The 21,329-nt window shown below is 36.3% G+C and carries 18 protein-coding genes; 14 read left to right on the forward strand and 4 right to left on the reverse strand.

All coding sequences use genetic code 11. From position 1 onward, the window contains the following. The 4 genes from DN064_RS09855 (at position 1) to DN064_RS09870 (ending at position 4,801) form a co-directional block, all read left to right on the forward strand. Positions 1-978, forward strand: coding sequence for a DUF368 domain-containing protein (locus DN064_RS09855; protein ID WP_115462478.1), 978 nt, complete (start codon positions 1-3; stop codon positions 976-978). After that, positions 968-1,987, forward strand: a complete 1,020-nt coding sequence (locus DN064_RS09860; RefSeq protein ID WP_115462479.1) for a DUF368 domain-containing protein — start codon at positions 968-970, stop codon at positions 1,985-1,987. The genes DN064_RS09855 and DN064_RS09860 overlap by 11 nt, the downstream gene beginning before the upstream one ends. Then, positions 1,956-2,723: a shikimate dehydrogenase family protein gene (locus tag DN064_RS09865; protein WP_115462480.1), complete on the forward strand. Its 768-nt coding sequence runs from the start codon at positions 1,956-1,958 to the stop codon at positions 2,721-2,723. The genes DN064_RS09860 and DN064_RS09865 overlap by 32 nt, the downstream gene beginning before the upstream one ends. An 80-nt stretch (positions 2,724-2,803) precedes the next feature. Next, positions 2,804-4,801, forward strand: a complete 1,998-nt coding sequence (locus DN064_RS09870; protein ID WP_115462481.1) for a DUF349 domain-containing protein — start codon at positions 2,804-2,806, stop codon at positions 4,799-4,801. 125 nt (positions 4,802-4,926) lie between these two features. On the opposite strand, the gene mazG is transcribed toward DN064_RS09870, so the two are convergent. Genes mazG through ruvX form a run of 4 tightly spaced genes read right to left on the reverse strand, consistent with a single transcriptional unit; the run spans position 4,927 to position 7,184 of the window. Then, positions 4,927-5,706: a nucleoside triphosphate pyrophosphohydrolase gene (gene mazG, locus DN064_RS09875; protein ID WP_115462482.1), complete on the reverse strand. Its 780-nt coding sequence runs from the start codon at positions 5,704-5,706 to the stop codon at positions 4,927-4,929. Beyond that, complete coding sequence (locus DN064_RS09880) at positions 5,706-6,134, reverse strand: DUF5606 family protein (RefSeq protein ID WP_115462483.1); 429 nt, start codon at positions 6,132-6,134, stop codon at positions 5,706-5,708. Before DN064_RS09880 ends, mazG begins: the two co-directional genes overlap by 1 nt. A gap of 10 nt (positions 6,135-6,144) precedes the next feature. Further along, a complete protein-coding gene (gene def / locus DN064_RS09885) occupies positions 6,145-6,735 on the reverse strand; it encodes a peptide deformylase (RefSeq protein WP_115462484.1) in 591 nt (196 codons plus the stop codon). Between the two features lie 35 nt (positions 6,736-6,770). Next, positions 6,771-7,184, reverse strand: a complete 414-nt coding sequence (gene ruvX, locus DN064_RS09890; protein ID WP_115462485.1) for a Holliday junction resolvase RuvX — start codon at positions 7,182-7,184, stop codon at positions 6,771-6,773. 105 nt (positions 7,185-7,289) lie between these two features. On the opposite strand from ruvX, the gene DN064_RS09895 reads away from it, so the two are divergent. From DN064_RS09895 to DN064_RS09940, 10 genes are all read left to right on the forward strand, one after another. After that, positions 7,290-8,105: a 2,3,4,5-tetrahydropyridine-2,6-dicarboxylate N-succinyltransferase gene (locus DN064_RS09895; RefSeq protein ID WP_115462486.1), complete on the forward strand. Its 816-nt coding sequence runs from the start codon at positions 7,290-7,292 to the stop codon at positions 8,103-8,105. A gap of 43 nt (positions 8,106-8,148) precedes the next feature. Continuing rightward, entirely contained in the window at positions 8,149-9,225 is a 1,077-nt protein-coding gene (locus DN064_RS09900) for a glycosyltransferase family 9 protein (protein ID WP_115462487.1), read from the forward strand. 25 nt (positions 9,226-9,250) lie between these two features. Next, complete coding sequence (locus tag DN064_RS09905; RefSeq protein ID WP_198659434.1) at positions 9,251-10,030, forward strand: glycosyltransferase family 2 protein; 780 nt, start codon at positions 9,251-9,253, stop codon at positions 10,028-10,030. A gap of 171 nt (positions 10,031-10,201) precedes the next feature. Further along, positions 10,202-11,641 (forward strand): CCA tRNA nucleotidyltransferase, encoded by a 1,440-nt coding sequence (locus tag DN064_RS09910; protein WP_115462489.1) that lies wholly within the window; start codon positions 10,202-10,204, stop codon positions 11,639-11,641. Then, the gene (locus DN064_RS09915; protein ID WP_115462490.1) at positions 11,625-12,656 is read left to right on the forward strand and encodes a COX15/CtaA family protein; all 1,032 of its coding nucleotides are present in this window, start codon (positions 11,625-11,627) and stop codon (positions 12,654-12,656) included. Before DN064_RS09910 ends, DN064_RS09915 begins: the two co-directional genes overlap by 17 nt. A gap of 4 nt (positions 12,657-12,660) precedes the next feature. Then, entirely contained in the window at positions 12,661-13,176 is a 516-nt protein-coding gene (locus tag DN064_RS09920; RefSeq protein WP_115462491.1) for an IS1096 element passenger TnpR family protein, read from the forward strand. A 108-nt stretch (positions 13,177-13,284) separates the two neighbouring features. Then, positions 13,285-14,184 (forward strand): ABC transporter ATP-binding protein, encoded by a 900-nt coding sequence (locus tag DN064_RS09925; RefSeq protein ID WP_115462492.1) that lies wholly within the window; start codon positions 13,285-13,287, stop codon positions 14,182-14,184. Between the two features lie 25 nt (positions 14,185-14,209). Beyond that, on the forward strand, positions 14,210-15,037 hold the full coding sequence (locus DN064_RS09930; protein ID WP_115462493.1) for an ABC transporter permease: 828 nt from the start codon (positions 14,210-14,212) through the stop codon (positions 15,035-15,037). Between the two features lie 28 nt (positions 15,038-15,065). Beyond that, the gene (locus DN064_RS09935) at positions 15,066-18,443 is read left to right on the forward strand and encodes a T9SS type B sorting domain-containing protein (protein WP_115462494.1); all 3,378 of its coding nucleotides are present in this window, start codon (positions 15,066-15,068) and stop codon (positions 18,441-18,443) included. A gap of 70 nt (positions 18,444-18,513) precedes the next feature. Further along, positions 18,514-21,318, forward strand: coding sequence for a T9SS type B sorting domain-containing protein (locus DN064_RS09940; RefSeq protein ID WP_115462495.1), 2,805 nt, complete (start codon positions 18,514-18,516; stop codon positions 21,316-21,318). Positions 21,319-21,329 lie beyond the last annotated feature (11 nt).

Below are 21,329 nucleotides of genomic sequence, written 5' to 3' on the forward strand. Positions count from 1 at the left end.
ATGCATCGCGGTTTTATTGACTATTTAATCATTTCTTTAAAGGGAATTGCTATGGGTGCAGCAGATGTTGTTCCTGGAGTTTCTGGTGGTACCATTGCGTTTATATCTGGTATCTATGAAGAATTACTCGAGAGCATTGACAAAGTCAATTTTAATGTTTTCAAAGTCTGGAAAAAAGATGGCTTTATAAGTGCCTGGAAATCCATTAATGGTAATTTTTTATTGGCACTTTTTTTGGGTATAGGTTTGAGTATTGCATCTCTTGCGAAACTCATTAAATGGCTTCTCATTAATGAACCCACACTGTTATGGGCTTTTTTCCTTGGATTAGTTTTAGCCAGTATCATTTACATTGCCAAGCAAATTAAATCCTGGAGTTTCGGTAGCATATTTGCCATCATAATGGCTTCTTTGCTTTCCTATTACATAACCCTTGCTGAACCTTTTGCCAGCCCTGACAGTCCTGTATATTTGCTTTTTTGTGGTTTCATTGCCATTATTGCCATGATACTACCAGGAATTTCAGGAGCTTTTATCCTATTAATTCTTGGAGCCTATCAAACTGCTATCGATACTATAGACTTTCTAATTGAAGGTTTAGGCACTGGCAACTGGGAATTACTTAAAGTTGGTTTGCTAAATATTACCATGCTTGGAATTGGAGCTGTTGTAGGCATCAAAGTGTTTTCCAAAGTTCTTAATTGGATGTTTAAACATTATAAAAATCTAACCTTGTCCATTCTTACAGGCTTTATGATAGGCTCACTCAATAAAATATGGCCTTGGAAACAAACTCTAACCACACGTGTCAATTCTGAAGGAATTACAGTTCCTGTATTGCAGAAAAGCATTTTACCAAATGCCTTTGATGGTGATCCTCAAGTACTTTGGTGTTTGATACTAATGATTATTGGTTTCGTTTGTATTTTATTTCTTGAATTTTTTGGATCTAAAAAACAGGCTGTAAATGCAAACTAAAAGACGCACAATAGATAGTATCTTCCTTGTTATTAAAGGACTAGCAATGGGAGCAGCCAATAAAGTCCCTGGAGTATCAGGTGGCGTCGTAGCTTTTGTAGCAGGCTTTTATCAAGAGTTCATTTTTTCTTTACAACGCATTAACAAAACGGCTTTTAAACTCCTATTTAATGGAAGATTTAAAAGCTTTTTCCACTATGTAAATGGACGTTTCCTAAGTTTACTATTCTTTGGGATGATTGTTAGTTACTTTAGTGTTTCAAAGATTTTAGATTATTTGATAACTCATTACGAACTATATGTGTGGAGCATGTTCTTTGGAATGATACTTGGATCAATTTACTACATCTACAAAGATTTCAATGCATGGAACAAACGCACGCTTATCGCTCTAACCTTAGGTACTATTGTTGGTTTGGGCATTAGTTTTTTACCACCAGCCAAAGAAAATGACAATCTAATTTTTGTCTTCTTCTGTGGTATAATCAGTGTTTCTGGAATGACATTACCAGGGTTTTCTGGTTCCTTCATTCTGATTCTTTTGGGCAATTATGTTCTTCTTCTTGTTGATTCTGTTAATGCCCTTTATGACACTATCAAAGAGATAATTTCGGGTGATTTTAGATTTTTAGAAGATGCATCTCGCATAAGAATGCTTAAAGTATTAGCGGTATTTACTACTGGATCTTTTGCAGGTTTGGTGACCTTTTCACACCTTTTAAACCACATACTTAAGCATTATAAAAATATTACCTTAGCAACCATTATCGGTTTTATTGTTGGTTCCCTAGGCGTAGTATGGCCATGGAAGACCACCATTTTTAAAACCTTAAATGACGGTTCTATAAGATTGGATTCAGCTGGAAAACCCATGATTGAAAATTACCAGAGATTTATTCCAGAGTTGACTTCTGAAACTTTTTTAGCAATTGGTTATATTGTCCTTGGAATATTAATTGTATTAGGGTTAGAATGGTATGGAGAAAGAACAAGGCGCGTTAAAGTATAAGTTCGGTCTGCTCGGGAAGCAGATAGACTATTCGTTTTCGAGATCTTATTTTTCAAAAAAATTCAACTCTGAAAACCTCCCATATACCTATATTAATTTCGATTTGAATCAGATCGAAGAAGTCCTTGAGGTGATTCAATCTAATTCAAATTTAAAGGGATTAAATGTTACCATACCTTACAAAGAGAGTATTATTCCATTTCTGGATGGAGTTAATAAACGAGCTCAGGAGATTGGTGCTGTTAATACCATTCGCATTACCAATCAAAAACAGCTAATCGGTTTTAATACAGATTACTTAGGGTTTAAAAAATCACTTGAGAGTTATCTGGAATCACATCACAGATCGGCATTGATTCTGGGAACCGGTGGTGCATCCAAGGCAGTGGCTTATGCACTAGACACCTTAGACATATCGCATGATTTTGTATCGAGATCGCTCTCTCAGAATTCTAAGTTTCTCTATTCTGACCTTACCCCGCAGATTGTAAGTTCTTATACGATTATTATCAATTGCACCCCTATCGGCACTTTCCCAAACGTCAATCATTGTCCAGACATTCCTTATGAAGGAATTGGTCCTAATCACATTTGTTATGACCTCATTTACAATCCAGAACAAACAAAATTTTTGAGTTGTGGCGAATTACAAGGAGCCACTACTATCAACGGATTGGAGATGCTAGAAATTCAAGCTGAAGAGGCCTGGAAGATTTGGATGCAGGACGAGAATTAAGAATATTTGCGGTTTCTTGGCCTTTTTATTTAAAGACACTATTAGTATCTTTATCATTTAATCATAATTGAAGACAGACCATGTCAGAGCTTGATAACCTGCAAGATGCAGATGGAAAACAGGAAAAAGAAATCACTTTTAATGCCGAAGAATCAGCAAATCAATCGGTTGATATTGACTCAAAAGAAACCTCAATTAATACTCCTTTAGAGTCAGAGAAACCTAATCCCACCAATAAGACATCTGAAGACGAACCAGATGTTAAAGAAGAAGAACATGTTGATGAAATTGACGCGTCCAATGCAGAAGATGCCGAGGATGAGGATAACAAAGAGCGTCACCACATTAAAGAAAAAGACTATCATAGTATGTCTATGGAAGCTCTTGTAAAATCTCTAGAAGAGTTGATTAAGAATTATAAAATTCAAACTATTTCACAGCACGTCAATCAAATAAAGGGTGAGTTTAACTCTAAATACGCTGCGTTACTTGAAGAGAAAAAAGATGAATTTATAAATGATGGTGGAAACCCCATAGATTTTTATTATACCAATGATACTAAAAAAGCATTCAATTCTGCCTACAGAGAGTACAAGGAGAAAATAGCTACCTATTACAAAGATCGGGAGCAGAGCCTTAAGGTAAACCTGAAAAAAAGATTAGAAATTATTGAAGAGATAAAGGGCCTAATTAATGTTGAGGAAAACATAAATACAACCTATAAGCATTTTAAAGAACTTCAGGAGAGCTGGAGAAATGCTGGTCCAATTCCTAGAGATAAATACAACAACGCCTGGAATAGTTACCATCATCATGTAGAACGATTTTATGATTTCCTTCATCTTAACAGAGATCTTAGAGACCTTGATTTCAAGCATAACCTAGAACAAAAACTGAAAATAATTGAGCAAGCTGAGGCGTTGGCAGAAGATGCAAACATCAATCGTTCATTCAGAGAATTGCAGGCATTGCATAAACTATGGAAAGAAGAACTTGGTCCTGTAGCCAAAGCTGAACGCGAAGCCATTTGGGAACGCTTTAGTAAGGCTACCAAAATAATTCATGAGAAGCGTCAGGCCTATTATGCCGACATGGAACAGGCCTATGAAAAGAATCTTATTCGTAAGGAAGAAATCATTGGAGCGATAGAAAAACTGTTGGTTGACGCCAATAATTCTCATGGTGGTTGGCAAAAGAAAATAAAACAGCTTGAAGCACTTAGAACAGATTTCTTTAATGCTGGTAAGGTACCGTTGAAAGTTAACGAAGCAACCTGGGCCAAGTTTAAAGAAGCCGTTAGAAACTTTAATAGAAGTAAGAACCAATTTTATAAAAATCTCAAGAAAGATCAGTTTGACAATCTTCAAAAGAAGCGAGAACTCATAAAAATTGCAGAGGACAATAAAGACAGTGATGATTTTGAATCAATTACTCCTTTAATGAAGAAAATTCAGAATGATTGGAAAAAAATTGGACATGTTCCACGAAGAGATAGCGATAAAATCTGGAAGCAGTTTAAAGATGCCTGTAACCATTATTTTGACCGTTTACATGCATCAAAAAAAGCAGAAAATCAGCATTTATATGATGCTCTGGATAAGAAGAATGTGTTACTAGATGAATTGAAAGGGTTTAAAACTTCAAAAGACAAGGAAGCTGATGTTGAGAAACTTAAAGCATATATCGATAAGTGGAAAGAATCAGGTATGGTTCCAAGAAATAAACGGTTTATAGAAGGTAAGTTCTCAAAGGCCATTGATGAAGCGTTTGGAAAGCTTGACATGGACAGAAGCACGGTAGAAATGCTAAAGTTTGAAAGTAAATTAGAAACCTTAACCTCTTCTGAAGAAGGAAATACAAGAGCCTTAGATAATGAGCAGAACTTTATTAGGAAAAAAATTGAAGATGTAAAATCTGAGATTAACCAGTTAGAAAATAATTTACAGTTCTTTTCTAACGTTAAGGACGACAATCCTCTGGTAAAAGATGTGCACTCAAAAATTGATGCGCATAAGCAGGAACTTGATACTTGGAAATCCAAATTGAAAAAAGTAAGATCGCTTTACAAATCTGAATAAAAAAAAGCCCATTTGAATTTCAAATGGGTTTTTTCTTAACTAAACTAAATAAACCATAACCAAATAGTAGCCTATGAACCACTATTTGTTAGGTCATATACGTAAGTAGTTTATTGTTTGGATTTTTAGGAATGACTTTTTTTTGCTTCTTCCCAGTAAACATCCATTTCTTCGAGACTCATATCGTCTAAAGCTTTACCTAACTCTTTAGATTTATTCTCCAAATACATGAAACGTGCCATGAACTTTTTATTAGTACGTTCTAAGGCATTCTCGGGATTTATCTTTAAGAATCTTGCGTAATTAATGAATGAAAATAAGACATCTCCAAATTCACTTTCCATGGCATCATGGTCGTTCGCCTTTACCTCAGTCTGCAGTTCTAATAGCTCTTCCTTGACTTTTTCAAAAACCTGCTCGGGCATCTCCCAGTCAAAACCTACCCCAGCAACCTTATCTTGAATTCTATTAGCTTTCACCATAGCGGGGAGGCTTTTTGGAACTCCTTCAAGAACACTCTTTTTACCTTCTTTTAATTTTATCCGTTCCCAATTTTGTTTGACCTCCTCTTCATTGGAAACTTCTACATCGCCATAAATATGTGGATGCCTATCTATCAGTTTATCGCAAATAGAATTAGCAACATCGGCAATATCAAAATCCTTGGTCTCTGAGCCAATTTTAGCGTAAAAGACAATATGCAGTAATAGATCACCTAGCTCTTTTTTAACTTCTTCCAAATCACCATCTAAAATAGCATCTCCTAGTTCATATACTTCTTCAATAGTAAGGTGGCGTAAGGACTCTAAGGTTTGCTTTTTATCCCATGGACATTGCTCCCGGAGCTCTTCCATTATTGTCAAAAGCCTGTCAAAAGCCGCTAATTGGTCTTGTCTGGACGCCATTATTCTTCTTCAGATGCATCTGATTCTGATTCTACCTCTTCCAATCCAGTAAGTAAATCGTGTCTCTGAAGTAGATTGTACCATTGCACAACTTTTTTAATATCAGAAGGGTATACCCTATCCTCATCATAATCAGGTAATACTTCAAAGAAAAACTCCTCTAAAACATCCTTACTATCTTTATGGCTAATCGAAGTAGGATTACCATTCTCTTTATCTTTTATCTTTTTAAGAACCTTTGGTAATGGCACCTCTTCTTGAAGTGTATATATGGCTATTTCACTTAGAACACTAATATTACTATGTGCTCCAACTGTAATGCGTTTTTTGTCGATAAGTGATTCTACAACAGCACCTGTTCTTGTTCTCGTAACAATTTTAAAAAGTCCTGGCTTGCCTGATATGGCTAAAACTTCATCTAATCCCATACTATTTTTATTAACGCTTGCGACTCATAGCCGGATAGCGCATTTTATAATCTGCTTTTATTTTACCTTTAGAAATATTGTTGAGTTTACCTTTTAAAAGTCGTTTTTTAAACGATGAAAGTTTATCCGTAAAAAGCACCCCTTCAATATGGTCGTATTCGTGTTGAATGACCCGAGCAATTAGCCCTTCGTATACCTCGGTATGTGAATTAAAATCTTCATCTTGATACCTAATAGTAATTTTTGGTTGTCTCATGACATCTTCTCGCACGTCAGGAATACTTAAACATCCTTCACTAAATGCCCAATCTTCACCAGACTCCTCAATAATTTGAGCATTTATAAAAGTTTTCTTGAAATTCTTCAAAGTGTCACGTTCCTCTTCCGAGTATGTTTCATCGTCCGAAAATGGTTCGGTATCTACAAGGAATAATCGAATAGATAAGCCTATCTGTGGAGCCGCAAGTCCAACACCAAACGCTCCATACATGGTTTCATACATGTTTGCAATCAACTCCTTAAGATTGGGATATGAGGCATCAATATCAGATGCTTTTTTCTTCAAAACTGGATCCCCATATGCTATAATAGGTAAAATCATTCGTTCAAATTTAATGCAGCAAAATTACAACCCTTTTACGGTTTTTGAGCTAGATAATTTTGCAAAATTAAAGTAGCACTAATGGTATCTATCAATCCTTTTTCTCGGCGTTTCTTCTTTTTTATCCCAGAATCTATCATTGACTGAAAGGCCATTTTGGACGTGAAACGTTCATCAATGCGCTCAATTGCTAACCCTGGGAAAGTCTCATTTAATGATTCAATAAACTTTTGAATGGCTAATTCACTTTGAGAATCTGTATTATTCATTTGTTTTGGCTTGCCAATCACCAACAATTCCAGTGGTTCTTCTTGTAAATACGCCTTTAAGAAAGTCATTAGTTCGTTGGTTGCAACAGTTTTTAATCCAGAAGCAATTAGTTGCAATTCGTCCGTAACCGCAATTCCTGTGCGCACGGTTCCATAATCCAAAGCCATTATTCGTGCCATGCCACAAATATACTAGTAATATGTTCGTTAAGGGGCTATAAAAAAATCATAAAGCCTTTTAGACAATAACATATAGAATTATCTTTGGGCTTGAAAAAAATCAAGATGAAAAATTTAAGAACCACCATAGAAAACGCCTGGGAAAATCGAGATTTACTAAACGATGATTTAACCAAAGATGCCATTAAACAAGTAATTGAATTCATTGACCGTGGAGAATTACGTGTTGCTGAACCAATCGAAGACGGATGGCAGGTGAATGAATGGGTAAAAAAGGCCGTTGTTTTATATTTTCCAATTCAAAAAATGGAAACTTATGAAGTTGGCATCTTTGAATACCACGATAAAATACCACTCAAAAGAAATTATGCTGATAAGGGTATTCGGGTGGTACCCCATGCAGTAGCCAGACATGGTGCCTATATTTCAAAAGGGGTCATTATGATGCCCAGTTATGTAAATATTGGAGCCTACGTTGATGAAGGGACCATGGTAGATACCTGGGCTACAGTTGGAAGTTGTGCACAGATTGGAAAAAACGTTCACCTTTCTGGAGGAGTTGGTATAGGTGGAGTTCTGGAACCACTCCAAGCAGCACCAGTTATAATTGAAGATGGAGCATTTATTGGTTCCAGATGCATTGTTGTGGAAGGTGTTCGAGTTGAGAAAGAAGCTGTTCTAGGTGCCAATGTGGTACTAACTATGAGTACAAAAATTATAGATGTCACCGGTGATGAGCCCGTTGAAATGAAAGGTGTTGTTCCTGCAAGATCGGTAGTTATTCCAGGATCCTACACAAAAAAGTTCAAGTCTGGTGAATTCAATGTGCCGTGTGCCTTAATTATTGGAAAACGAAAAGAAAGTACCGATAAAAAGACCTCTCTTAATGATGCCCTGAGAGAATATGACGTGGCCGTGTAAAACTTAATACTCTATCTTTATACAACGGCAGAAAAATTTATCATTGAAAATTTTAGTTATTCAGCAAAAGATGATAGGGGATGTTTTAACATCTACTATTCTATTTGAAGCGTTAAAAACTTCTTATCCTGATGCTGAGCTTCATTATCTAATAAATACACATACTTATCCTGTTGTTGAGAATAACCCGACAATTGATAAGTGCATTTTCTTTAGTCCTGATCTTGAAAAAGATAAAATCAAAATATTTGGATTCGCAAAAAAACTTAGACAAAACCGATATGATATAGTCATAGATGCCTACTCGAAGCTATCTAGCAACATTATATCTCTCATGTCTGGAGCTGAAAAGCGAATTTCATATGATAAGTACTATTCACGTTTTTGCTATACCAATACTATTGACAGGAGAATCAAAAGAGGACAAATTCTTGAAAACTTAGCTATTAAAACTAGACTTGAACTCCTTTCTCCACTTGGTATTAAAAATCTTGAAGATATTAAGCCAAAAATTTATTTAACCGATGATGAGAAAGCTCAGGCCATAGAGGTTCTTAAAATCAATGGTCTTAGTCTTTCTCATCCAATTGTAATGATAAGTGCTTTGGGAAGTGGCCCACTTAAAACATATCCCTATAGTTATCTTGCGAAAGTCATAGATACAGTGGTAGACTATAATCCAAATATCCAATTTTTATTCAACTACATTCCAAAACAGGCTGGCGAAGCAAGAGAAATATTTGACCTGTGTTTGCCTAAAACACAGTCTAAAATATATTTTAATGTGTTTGGAAAAAGTCTAAGAGAGTTTTTAGGACTGGTCTCTAAATGTGCTGCCGTTGTTGGCAATGAAGGCGGTGCTATTAACATGTCTAAAGCATTGGAAGTACCCACTTTCAGTATTTTTTCTCCTTGGAACGCTAAATCAGAGTGGTCAATATTTGAAAACGATACGACGGATATTGCAGTCCATTTGGAAGACTATAAATCTGAGTACTTTCAAGACATTTCCAAATACAAAGAACTAAAACCAAAAACCCAAAGTTTATATCAGGAATTTAAACCAGAACTATTTGATGATAAGCTTAGGACATTTATTAATATCATTTCTAAGAATTAGAGGAACCCTAAGACTATAAATGAATATGTCTAAAAAAGACACTGAAATAAAAATATCTGCCCTTATTATTACTTATAATGAAGAAAAGCACCTAGATAAATGCCTGTCTTCTCTTAAATCGGTCGCAGATGAAATTATTGTTGTGGACTCTTATTCTACAGACGGCACATTAGACATATGCTCTGCACATGGTGTAAAGCTAGTAAGACAGGAATTTTTAGGTTATCGCGAGCAGAAGAACTTTGCAATTGAACAAGCACAGTATGACTACATTTTATCCTTAGATGGGGATGAAGCATTGAGCAACCAATTAAAGCAGTCCATTTTAGAGTTGAAAGACAACTGGAAGTATGATGGATATTATATGAATAGGAGGAACAGGTATTGTGGTCAATGGATTAAGTACTCCGATTGGTATCCAGACCGGAAATTACGCTTATTTAAAAAAGGATCAGGTGTATGGAAAGGTATTAACCCACATGACACATATGTTTTAAAGCCTGAATTGACTCAAACCAGAATTAAAGGAGACCTTTTGCACTTTATTTTTGATTCATACAGTGAACACAATCAGAAGATTGAAAAATTTTCGTCAATATCCGCTCAAGAGTATTTTAAGTTGGGGAAGTCTGCTTCTATTTTCAAGATTCTATTTAGGCCTTCTTGGGCATTCTTTAAAGCCTATTTTTTGAGAAGAGGGTTTCTCGATGGTTTTAATGGCTTTATGATCTCTATTCAAACTGCCCATCTAACATTTTTAAAATACGCCAAGTTAAGGGCCCTGTATAAATCGGATGTAGAATAATATCTGATCCAGTAAAGCCTACTGAACAAACCATTCGTTTTTATAACATCTTAATGCCTTTGAAAGGATTATAAAGTAGCGACTATTATCCATCAAATACCTATTATTATTTCCTTAAGTCGTAACTTTGCAAACTGAAAACTAAAGGTCAACGGCGACACCCTTATTTCAATGAATCTTAAGAACAAACTTCGCGACGATATTTTCAAGATCATTGGCCACAGTGCAGATGTGCTTCAGACAAAGTGTTATGTTATTGGTGGATTTGTTAGAGATCTTATTTTAGAAAGAGATCAGGGCAATGATATTGATATTGTGGCACTGGGAAGTGGAATAGAATTGGCAAAAGAAGTCTCTCGTAATTTACCTCATCAACCTAAAATTCAAGTTTTTAAGACTTACGGGACTGCCATGATCAAACTCAATAATTTAGATCTTGAATTTGTTGGTGCTCGTAAGGAAAGCTATAGCGAGAACAGCAGAAATCCAGCAGTCGAAAACGGAACTCTTAAAGACGATCAGAATAGACGAGATTTTACGATTAATGCATTGGCAATAAGCTTAAATGGAGCAACTTATGGTGACCTATTGGATCCATTTGATGGGATAAATCATTTAAATCAAAAGCTAATCAAGACACCGCTTGAGCCTTCAACTACATTTTCAGACGATCCTTTACGCATGCTGCGCGCTGTAAGATTTGCTAGCCAATTACAATTTCATGTGGATCCTGCGGCACTTCAGGCGATTAAAATTAATAAAGACCGTTTAAGGATTGTGAGCAAGGAGCGAATTGTAACAGAATTGAATAAAATCTTGTTATCACCGACCCCTTCTATTGGATTCTTATTACTTGAGAGCACGGGATTGTTAGATTTGATACTACCAGAATTAGTAGCGCTTAAAGGCATTGATGAAATAGAAGGTCAAAAGCATAAGGATAATTTTTATCATACCCTGGAAGTAGTAGATAATATCGCTAAGACTACAGATAACCTCTGGTTACGATGGGCAGCCTTATTACATGATATTGGGAAAGCACCAACCAAAAAATTCACTAAAAAAGTAGGATGGACTTTTCACGGCCATGAACATAAAGGTGCACAAATGGTCTACAAACTATTCAAACGCCTCCGCATGCCATTAAATGATAAAATGAAATTTGTTCAAAAAATGGTAGCTATGAGCTCAAGACCAATTGCCATATCAGGTTCAGTAACTGATTCTGCAGTGAGAAGATTACTTTTTGATGCAGGTGATACTCTTGAAGATTTAATGCTCCTATGTGAAGCTGATATCACTACCAAAAACCCTAAGCGTTTTAAGAAATACCACAACAATTTTAAGAAGGTAAGGCTTAAAATGAAAGAAGTTGAAGAACGTGATCAGGTACGAAACTTTCAACCACCAATTAGCGGTGAAGAAATTATGAAAACTTTTGATCTAAAACCTTCTCGCGAAATTGGAATAATAAAGGAATATATTAAAGAAGCTATTCTTGAAGGTGAGATTGCTAATGACCGGGAGGAAGCTTTTGAGCTGATGTTAAAAAAAGGAAAAGAACTTGGTCTCATTCCTGCAACAAATTCAATTGATGAAACAGAGATTTAGAACAACAGCGAAAATTGCTTTGGTACTGGTCTATTTGGTTATTGCGGCTGGGGCCATTGTGCGAATGACAGGTTCAGGTATGGGTTGTCCAGATTGGCCAAAATGTTTTGGGTATTACATCCCACCTACAGAAATAGAACAGTTGCAGTTTAAGCCAAACCATGTTTATAACAAAGGTGTGGTCATTATTTTGGATGAATCTTTGAAGGTAGCGAAATCTGATTTTACATCAAATTCAAAAATTGATCTTACTAATTGGGACGATTACTCCGAACATGACTATGCCATATTCAATCCCGTCCATACCTGGGTAGAATATATTAACCGACTACTTGGAGCCTTATCTGGTGTGCCTATCTTAATCTTTACCATTTTATCACTTTGGCTTTGGAAGGACAAAAAACGTTTTCTCCTACTTTCACTTTTAGTGGTCTTTGGAATGGGATTTCAAGCCTGGCTTGGCAAAACTGTTGTAGATTCTAATCTAGCACCCTTCAAGATCACCACTCATATGGTAATGGCCCTGGTCATTGTAGCTTTAATCTTGTATTTGATTTTACTATCTAAACAACGATTTAAATCCTATACTTATGATCAGAATTTTAAAAATGGCCTAGTAATCGCCATAGCATTTAGTTTAATCCAAATCGTTCTAGGAACTCAGGTAAGACAGTTTGTGGATGTACAAAACAAACTTTTTGGATATTTCAATTGGAACATAACATCTGCAGCGCCAATGGTATTTTACATACACCGATCATTATCAATTGTGGTTTTAGTCTTAAATCTGTGGTTGTTTTATCGCAATCGAAAATTCAACCTTGGATTCAAAAAATACACCCTTGTCATTTTGTGTTTAGGGCTTGAGATTATTACAGGAATTGCCATGTATTATTTTAATTTTCCATTCAGTAGCCAACCTATCCATTTGCTTATTGCTACAATTTTGATTGGGATACAATTTTATATATTTCTAGAAGTTAAACATGCCCAATTACAATTAAAACATTCTTAGGACTATGATTTACAGATTTAGAGTCATTCTTGACAATGACACCGAAGAAGATATTTTCAGAGACTTTGAGATCAGAGAATCGGACTCTCTTGAAGATTTACACAATACCATTGCACAGTCCTTTGGTTTTGATGGGACAGAAATGGCATCGTTTTATGTAAGTGACGAAGATTGGAATCAAGGTGAAGAAATATCTATGTTTGATTTAGGAGATGTACCCGGAACCAGTAGGACTATGGGTAGTACACAGATAACAACCGTTGTTCATGAGGCTTCCCCAAGGTTAATATATGTGTACGACTTCTTAAGTATGTGGACCTTTTTTGTGGAACTGGCCGAAATTGTTGAGGAGGCTACAAGTACCGATTATCCAAACCTCATGTTTGTTCATGGCCAATTACCCGAAAGTGCACCTGATAAACAATTTAAAGCTGAAGATAGTCTGGCTCCGTTTGATGCAGAAGAGGATGATTTGGATATGGACCGTCTAGATGATTTAGATTTGGACAGTCTTTATTAGTAAGATTGGTCATTTTAAAAATTCATTGTAACAAAAATTCTCCAAAATCGTCTTACAGAAACAACCAATTAATGCTAGTACCTACTGGCATTTTAAATTTTCACGATTTTGGAAAACATCCTCACCATTAATAATCTAACCAAAAAGTTTGGTTACCTCACCGCTGTTAAAGATCTAAGCTTCACCATTAACAAGGGAAATGTTTACGGTATTCTTGGGCCAAATGGCAGCGGTAAATCCACCACATTAGGTATAGTACTTAACGTCGTTAATAAAACCTCTGGTGATTTCCACTGGTTTGACGGGGCTATCAATACCCATGAAGCACTAAAAAAAGTAGGCGCCATTATTGAGCGACCCAATTTTTATCCATACATGTCGGCAGAACAAAATTTAAAGTTGGTCTGTAAAATTAAAGGTGTCAGTGAAGATAAAATCATTGAAAAGTTAGAAGTCGTAGGACTTTTGGATCGCAAGGATAGTAAATTTAAGACTTACTCTTTAGGTATGAAGCAGCGCCTCGCAATTGCCTCAGCACTTTTGAACGACCCTGAAATTCTTATTCTTGATGAACCCACGAATGGATTGGACCCCCAAGGAATCCATCAGATTAGACAAATCATTAAGGAAATTGCAAGTCAGGGTACAACTATTTTATTGGCCTCTCACCTACTCGATGAAGTTGAAAAAGTCTGCAGCCATGTAGTGGTTCTTCGCAAGGGTGAAAAGTTATACTCTGGTCGTGTAGATGAAATGATTAGTAGCCACGGATTTTTTGAATTAAAAAGTGAACATTCTGCAGACATGATTGCATTTCTGGAATCGGACGCACGCTTTGGCAAGGTTAAAACTGAAGGAGATTTAATTACAGCATTTTTAAACGAGCCTTTTTCAGCTCAAGAATTTAACCAACTAATGTTCGACAATAACATTGTATTGTCCCACCTAGTTAAGAGAAAAGAAAGTTTAGAAGAACAATTCTTGCAATTAACAGACAACCTTAACTAAACCATCAATCAAAAACAAACCAATCATGATTAGACTTATTCAATTAGAACTTCAGAAACTTTGGTTAAATCGGACCAGCAGGGTTCTTATTTTTATATCATTTATTTTACCATTTACGGTATTGGTTTTATCCTCTATAAAGATTAACTTTTTTGGTTTTTTCACCTTAGAATTAGGAGAGTTAGGGATTTTCAATTTTCCTATTATTTGGCATATTACTACCTTCTTTGCGTCCTATTTTAAGTTCTTTTTTGCCATTGTAGTGGTGAGTATGATTGGGAATGAATACAGTAATAAGACGCTGAAGCAGAATCTTATTGATGGCCTGAGCAAAAAGGAGTTTATCCTTTCAAAATTTTATACAATCGTATTTTTCTCCTTGGCTGCAACTATATTAATTGGAACAGCCACTTTTTTAATTGGTTTGTACTATAGTAGTTATACAGAGGCTAGCATTATTATAAGGGAAGTTGAATTCTTGTTAGCATATTTTGTAAAACTCGTAGGGTTCTTTAGTTTATGTCTGTTCTTTGGAATGCTTGTAAAACGCTCTGCTTTTGCGTTAGCGTTTTTGGTGGTGCTTTACATCTTTGAATGGTTGTTCTTTTGGGGTGCTTATGAAGCATTTGGTAATTCAGATGATGCTTTTGCCGTTAAAAACTTCCTTCCATTAGAATCCATGTATAAATTAATAGATCAACCAATTCAACGTATAGTAATGACCAAGTTCCCTGAGAAAACCGAATTGGTATACGATTATGCTGTGCACTGGTATGAAATTGCTGTTGTTTTAGGTTGGACGGCCCTTTTTATCTTTTTATCCTATCGTTTATTAAAAAAGCGCGATTTGTAATATCTTTGATAGCTTTCGCTATCGAAATATGAAGAATTACCTATTAGCCTCATTTTTATTGGTGCTGTGCTCCTTTGCCTTTGCCCAAAAGGAAGCGTCGTATTGGTATTTTGGGCAAAATGCTGGTGTACAATTTGACTTTGAAAGAAATACAGTAACTGCCCTCACAGATGGTAGCTTGAATACACTTGAGGGTTGTACAAGCATTTCAGATAGAGATGGAGGCTTACTGTTCTATTCTGATGGTAGCACCATCTGGAACAGAAACCATCAGGTAATGCAAAATGGTACTGGGTTAAAAGGAGATGAATCCAGTACGTCTTCAGGTCTTATCGTTCCGAAACCTCAAGATCCAAATTTCTATTACCTCTTCACAGTCGATGAGCCTCATCATAACAATTCTTCAGCGTTTCCAAATAATTCAGATGGAGATGGCGTTAACAATGGTCTCATGTATTCCAGAATAAATATTAATGATGATGGAGGGCTTGGGGCAGTCGATTCGGATGAAAAAAATGTTCCCTTAGTCACATACGATACCAGCAATCCATTGCAGGTAGAATTTAAATCGTCAGAAAAGATTACCGCAGTGCGTGCTGATGATTGTTCATCGTTCTGGGTTATCAGCCATTTTGTTGATACATTTTATGCTTTTAAAATTGATGAAAATGGAGTGTCAACAACCGCTGTAACATCAAAAGTTGGTCCTGAGGTTCCTGTTGAAGGCTACAGAAGAAATGCCTTAGGGTATTTAAAAGCATCACCAGATGGCACTAAATTAGTAGCAGCTCACTTTGGATTTGCAACAGAATTTTCAGGTAATGCAGGCGGTGGTGTCTACCTTTTTGACTTTGATAACGATACAGGAACCGTATCTAACAGTATCGAACTCTATTCCCCTCAAAATAATTCAAGTCCTTATGGTGTAGAGTTCTCTGCAGAATCTAGAAAAGTATATGCCAGTGTCGGTCAGGGAGCAAGTGGTGGCGGGACCAGCGAAATTTGGCAGTGGGATCTAGAGTCAGGAAATATTCCTGAATCAGGCGTCATAGTACATACCTCAAATACCATCAGTGCTGGTGCATTGCAACTTGCGATTAACAAAAAAATATATCGGGCACAGCTCAATTTTAATAATTTTCAAAATGCCAGATATCTTGGGGTAATTGAAAATCCTGAAGCTCCAGGTTCTTCTGTTATTTACAATGAACAGGGTATCTTGTTGGATGTAAATAATAATTTTCAGAATCTTTCAAGAATCGGTCTACCCCCATTTATTCAATCATTATTCAACTCCCAAATCGATATCATTAGAAATGGCGAGAGTTCAACTGAACTAAGGCTTTGTGAAGGAGACTCATACGTCTTATCTGCCAATGAAATTTCTGGTGCTGATTATGTTTGGTTTAAGGATGGGGCTACCCTAGCAGAAACTAGTTTTGAATTAGAAGTTGATGAACCAGGTTTGTATGAGTTGTTTATTGAACCAAATAATGGTGAATGTCCAATTGAAGGTACAGCGATAGTTGGCGTTTTTGAAATACCAATTGCAAATTCTACAAATGATATTTTTGTTTGTGATGATGATAATGATGGACAAGTAAGTTTTGATTTCATAACTCAATCTATAGAAATCTTGGGCAGTCAGGATCCAGACACATTCCAAGTGTCTTACTTTGGATCAGAACAAAACGCCATTACCGGCTTAAATCAAATCACCCTCCCCTTTGTAAACTCTCAAAGCCAGCAGACTATTTATGCCAGAATTGATAATATTGGTAATCCTGGCTGTTTTGATATAACAAGTTTTGAGATTAGTGTTTTTGGAACTCCCGTTTTAAATAATCTGGAATTTGAAGTCTGTGATGATTTTGGAGATATCTCAGACGGTATTGCCAATATTGACCTAAACCTCTTTATAGAGGAGATTAATCGTGATCAACCGGGATTTGATGTAGATGTTAGTTTTCATGGTTCGCAAAATGAAGCTGAACAAGATCTAAATCCGCTGCCATTAAATTATACCAATACCTCACCCAATACAGAAACAATTTATGTGCGTGCAGAGAACAGCGATTTCACCTCATGCTATGAGGTTGCTGAACTGTCCATCATTATTAACCCCGCACCTGTTGTGATTGATGTTTCTATTTTTCAATGTGATGAAGATGGTAACCCTAATGGTATCACACAGTTTAACCTCACTGAAGTTGCTGCCGATATATCAGACAATCAGCCCAATAGACAGGTAAACTTTTACGAGGATCTAAGCGATGCTGTACAGGATATCGACCCTATTGATGGAACTAATTACTTGAATGTTTCTCCTTTACAAATCGTTATAACAAGAGTTACTAATACCGTAACTGGCTGTAGTAACTTCGGGGAACTTTTACTTGAAGTTAGCAGTACAAGCGCTAATGATGCGCTATTAGAGTTGTGCGATAGTGATGATGTAGAAGACGGTTTCATCGAATTCGATCTCTCCTTAGCAAATGATCAGGTTCTAGAAGGACTCCCAACTGGGTTAAATATTGACTATTATGCTACTTATGAGGATGCTTTATTAGAATCAAATGTGCTACCAATTAACTATACAAATACCCTCGCGTATAATGATATCGTGTTTGCTAGAGTTGAAAATGCCAATGCCTGCTACGGAATTAGTGAATTGGAATTAATGGTCTTAACGCTTCCCAATATTGAGACCGAATTTGAAACTGTCTACTGTTTAAATGAATTCCCAGATACCATAACCCTAACCGGAGGTGTTATCGATGATTTACCTAGTACTTACTTGTATGAATGGTCAACAGGTGAAATTACTTCTGAAATTCAAATAAACCAGGCGGGAACCTATACGGTAGATGTGTTCAACACCTTAGGCTGCTCTAAGAGACGTACCATAATAGTTGCTCCATCAAATACAGCCACTATTGAGAATATTCAGGTGACAGATGTATCTGAAAACAATAGTATTTCCTTTAGCGTAAGTGGTGAGGGAGACTATGAATTCTCATTGACTTCAATTGAAGGACCATATCAGGATGAGCCTTTTTTCAGCAATTTACCACCTGATTTATATACACTGTATGTGCGAGATAAAAACGGCTGTGGAGTCATCGATCAGGATATTTCTGTAATTGGATTTCCGAAATTCTTTTCACCTAATGGTGACGGCGTAAACGATGTTTGGCAAATAAAAGGACTCAGTTCACGGAACCAATTGGAAGGGAACATAAATATTTTCGACCGATATGGTAAATTGATTATTAGCTTGGATCCAAGTGGTCCTGGATGGACTGGAGATTACAACGGTTCCAAGCTTCCAGCCAGTGATTACTGGTTTACTGCTACTTTAGGAGATGGCAGATCATTCACTAGCCATTTTTCTTTAAAACGCTAGCGAAATAAGCCCCTGACCTACTGCAATTTGTAGAAAAATAGATATAGTGGTATCTTAGACATCTATTGCAATGATGAAAAAGACCCTAACATTCCTGTTTCTTGGGCTAACGCTCATATCCTATTCTCAAAATGAGGGTGCATTTTTCTATTTCAATAATAACGGAGGTATCTATTTTGATCAGTGTACGGGTGCTGCAACACCTTTATTTGATGGCCAGTCATCATCAACTAATTTAGATAGTAACAACAGTTCCATCTCAGATGAATTTGGAAACCTTTTATTTTATTCAAATGGGCTAACCGTTTATGATAGCAACCATGTTGCTCTTCCTAATGGCGGTGGTTTATCGGGAAATGGAAACTCATTAATACTCCCAAAACCGGGTGATGAGAATCTGTATTACATTTTTACTATAGATCTGAGTTCTACTACTTCAAATGGAATGGAATACTCGGTTATTGATAAAAATTTAAATAATCAAGACGGTGATATTATTGCTACCCAAAAAAGAATACCTCTAATTACATACAATAGCAATAATACAGAAGAAAGCACCTATAAGTGCTCTTCAAAATTGACCGCAGTCAAATCAGAAGACTGCTCATTTTACTGGATCATTACTCATTTTCTCGATCGGTTTTATGCCTTTAAATTAGATGAAAATGGCGTGGATTCTAATCCAGTTGTTTCAACATCTATACCAGAGGTACCTATGAGTTTTTATGCTTTTGGAAACTCTGTACCGCCCATTTCAGATTTGAAAGTGTCACCAACAGGCGACAAGATAGCCATGACCTATTCAAATGCTGAGAGCACTGTTATAACTGATAGCTCCCCAAAGGGTCTCTATATTTATGATCTAAATCCAAATACAGGTGTTATTTCAAACCCAATAAATTTAACTATACCACCAGAGTTAATTGGATTTGATCTTGTAGATTATTTTGCAATTAGTGTTGAATTTTCACAAGACGGAAAATATCTTTACGCAACTACTGAACGAGATTCAGATTCGGGCTATGAACGAAACCCAAGAATTTGGCGATGGAATTCCAGTATTTCTAGTATTAATGCCTCAAGTGAACTTGTTTATGAAACACTTGAATACATTGGAGGGGGTTCAATACAGCTAGCACCAAATGGACAAATATATCATGTCAGAGAGTTGTTAAACCTTATAGAAGCAACTGAATTCAATTATACCCTTGGTGTCATTGAGAATCCTTCTGCAAATTTTGAAGATCTTGTATATGATGAATTTGGGCTTGCTTTAAATTTTGGGGATGATTCAACTGTTATTGCTACTAATACCCTACCTCAATACAATCCGCAATGGTTTAGCCAATTAATAACAATCACTAATAACACATTAGACAAATGTAAAGCATTTATCTGTGGAGCGTCATCTGCAATGCTTACAGCACCTGATGATAGTGATGCTATTTACAAATGGTATAAAGATGATGTCCTTATTACAAATAGTGATACCAGTTCCTTGGAGGTAACAGTAGAAGGTGATTATAGAGTTGAAGTGTCATTTAACTCCAATGATTGTAGTTATGTTGGTTATGCAGAGGTAATTGAGTCTAGCGATGCCCCTGAGGTAACAGATGCTACAGCATATCAATGTGACGGTAGTGAAAATGATGGACTAGCATCATTCAGGTTAAACAAATATATTGATCTCTTTGTTTTGGATTCTCGAGAGGTCAATGTTAGGTTCTACGAAACACTTGAAGAGGCCCAAGAAAATATTAATGAGCTTGATCAGAACGATTTTAGAAATCGCATAAATCCTCAAACCATCTATGCTGCAGTAAGTAATGTTGATGATGGATGTTTTTCTATTGCCGCTCTTGAGTTGGTGGTTAGTCCAAGTGACGGAGGACGAGAAATAGTATTAAAAAACTGCGATTCCGAAGGGGAATTTGATGGATTTTCCACGTTTGATCTTGACAGTACGATACCTCAAATTTTAGATAATTTCAGTAGTGATTATAGAGTTACGTTTCATGAAACACTTGAAAATGCTCAAATAGACGAATTAGAATTGGTTTCTCCCTACGCCAACATAACAGCATTTAATCAGATCGTATATGCTCGTGTCGACTCGGGTGGAAATTGTGAAGGCATCATAGAAGTTGAACTATTAATAGAAGGTCCTCCAGATATTCCATTGAATGTTGAACTTATTTATTGCCAAGATATTTTTCCTAATCCAATAGAGCTTAACACAGGTCTCAGCAACGCACAAATTAGTGAATTCCAGTACCAATGGAACACAGGTGCAACCTCTCCAACAATAAGTATAAATCAGCCTGGTGAATATAGTGTGCAAATATCCAATGGAACTGATTGCCCAATTGAACGAACCATAACAGTCATACCATCCTCAAACCCAATCATTGAAGATATCATCATAAATGATTTAGGAACCGACAATAGCATAGAGGTCTTAGTATCCGGAGATGGTGAATACGAGTATTCAATTGATGGTATTGATGCGTTTACAGAAAATCCTATTTTCAATAACCTCCCCGTTGGGATATATAACGTAAGAATTAGAGATAAAAATGGTTGTGGAATCAGCGAAGAGTTGGTATCTGTATCTGGTTTTCCTAAATATTTTTCACCTAATGGAGATGGTGTTAATGATACCTGGAAAGTGAAGAATTTAAGCTCCAGGATAAATTTCACTGGCACCATCTATATTTACGACCGGTATGGAAAATTAATCCACATTGTACTTCCAAATTCTAGTGGCTGGGATGGCACTTACGAAGGGAGCCGCATGCCGGAGTCTGATTATTGGTTTAAAGCCGTATTAAATAACGGAGAAACCCTGAGAGGACATTTTGCCTTGAGACGGTAGATTCTTTATTT

Source organism: Winogradskyella aurantiaca (assembly GCF_003362725.1).
GTDB classification, from domain to species: Bacteria; Bacteroidota; Bacteroidia; order Flavobacteriales; family Flavobacteriaceae; genus Winogradskyella_A; species Winogradskyella_A aurantiaca.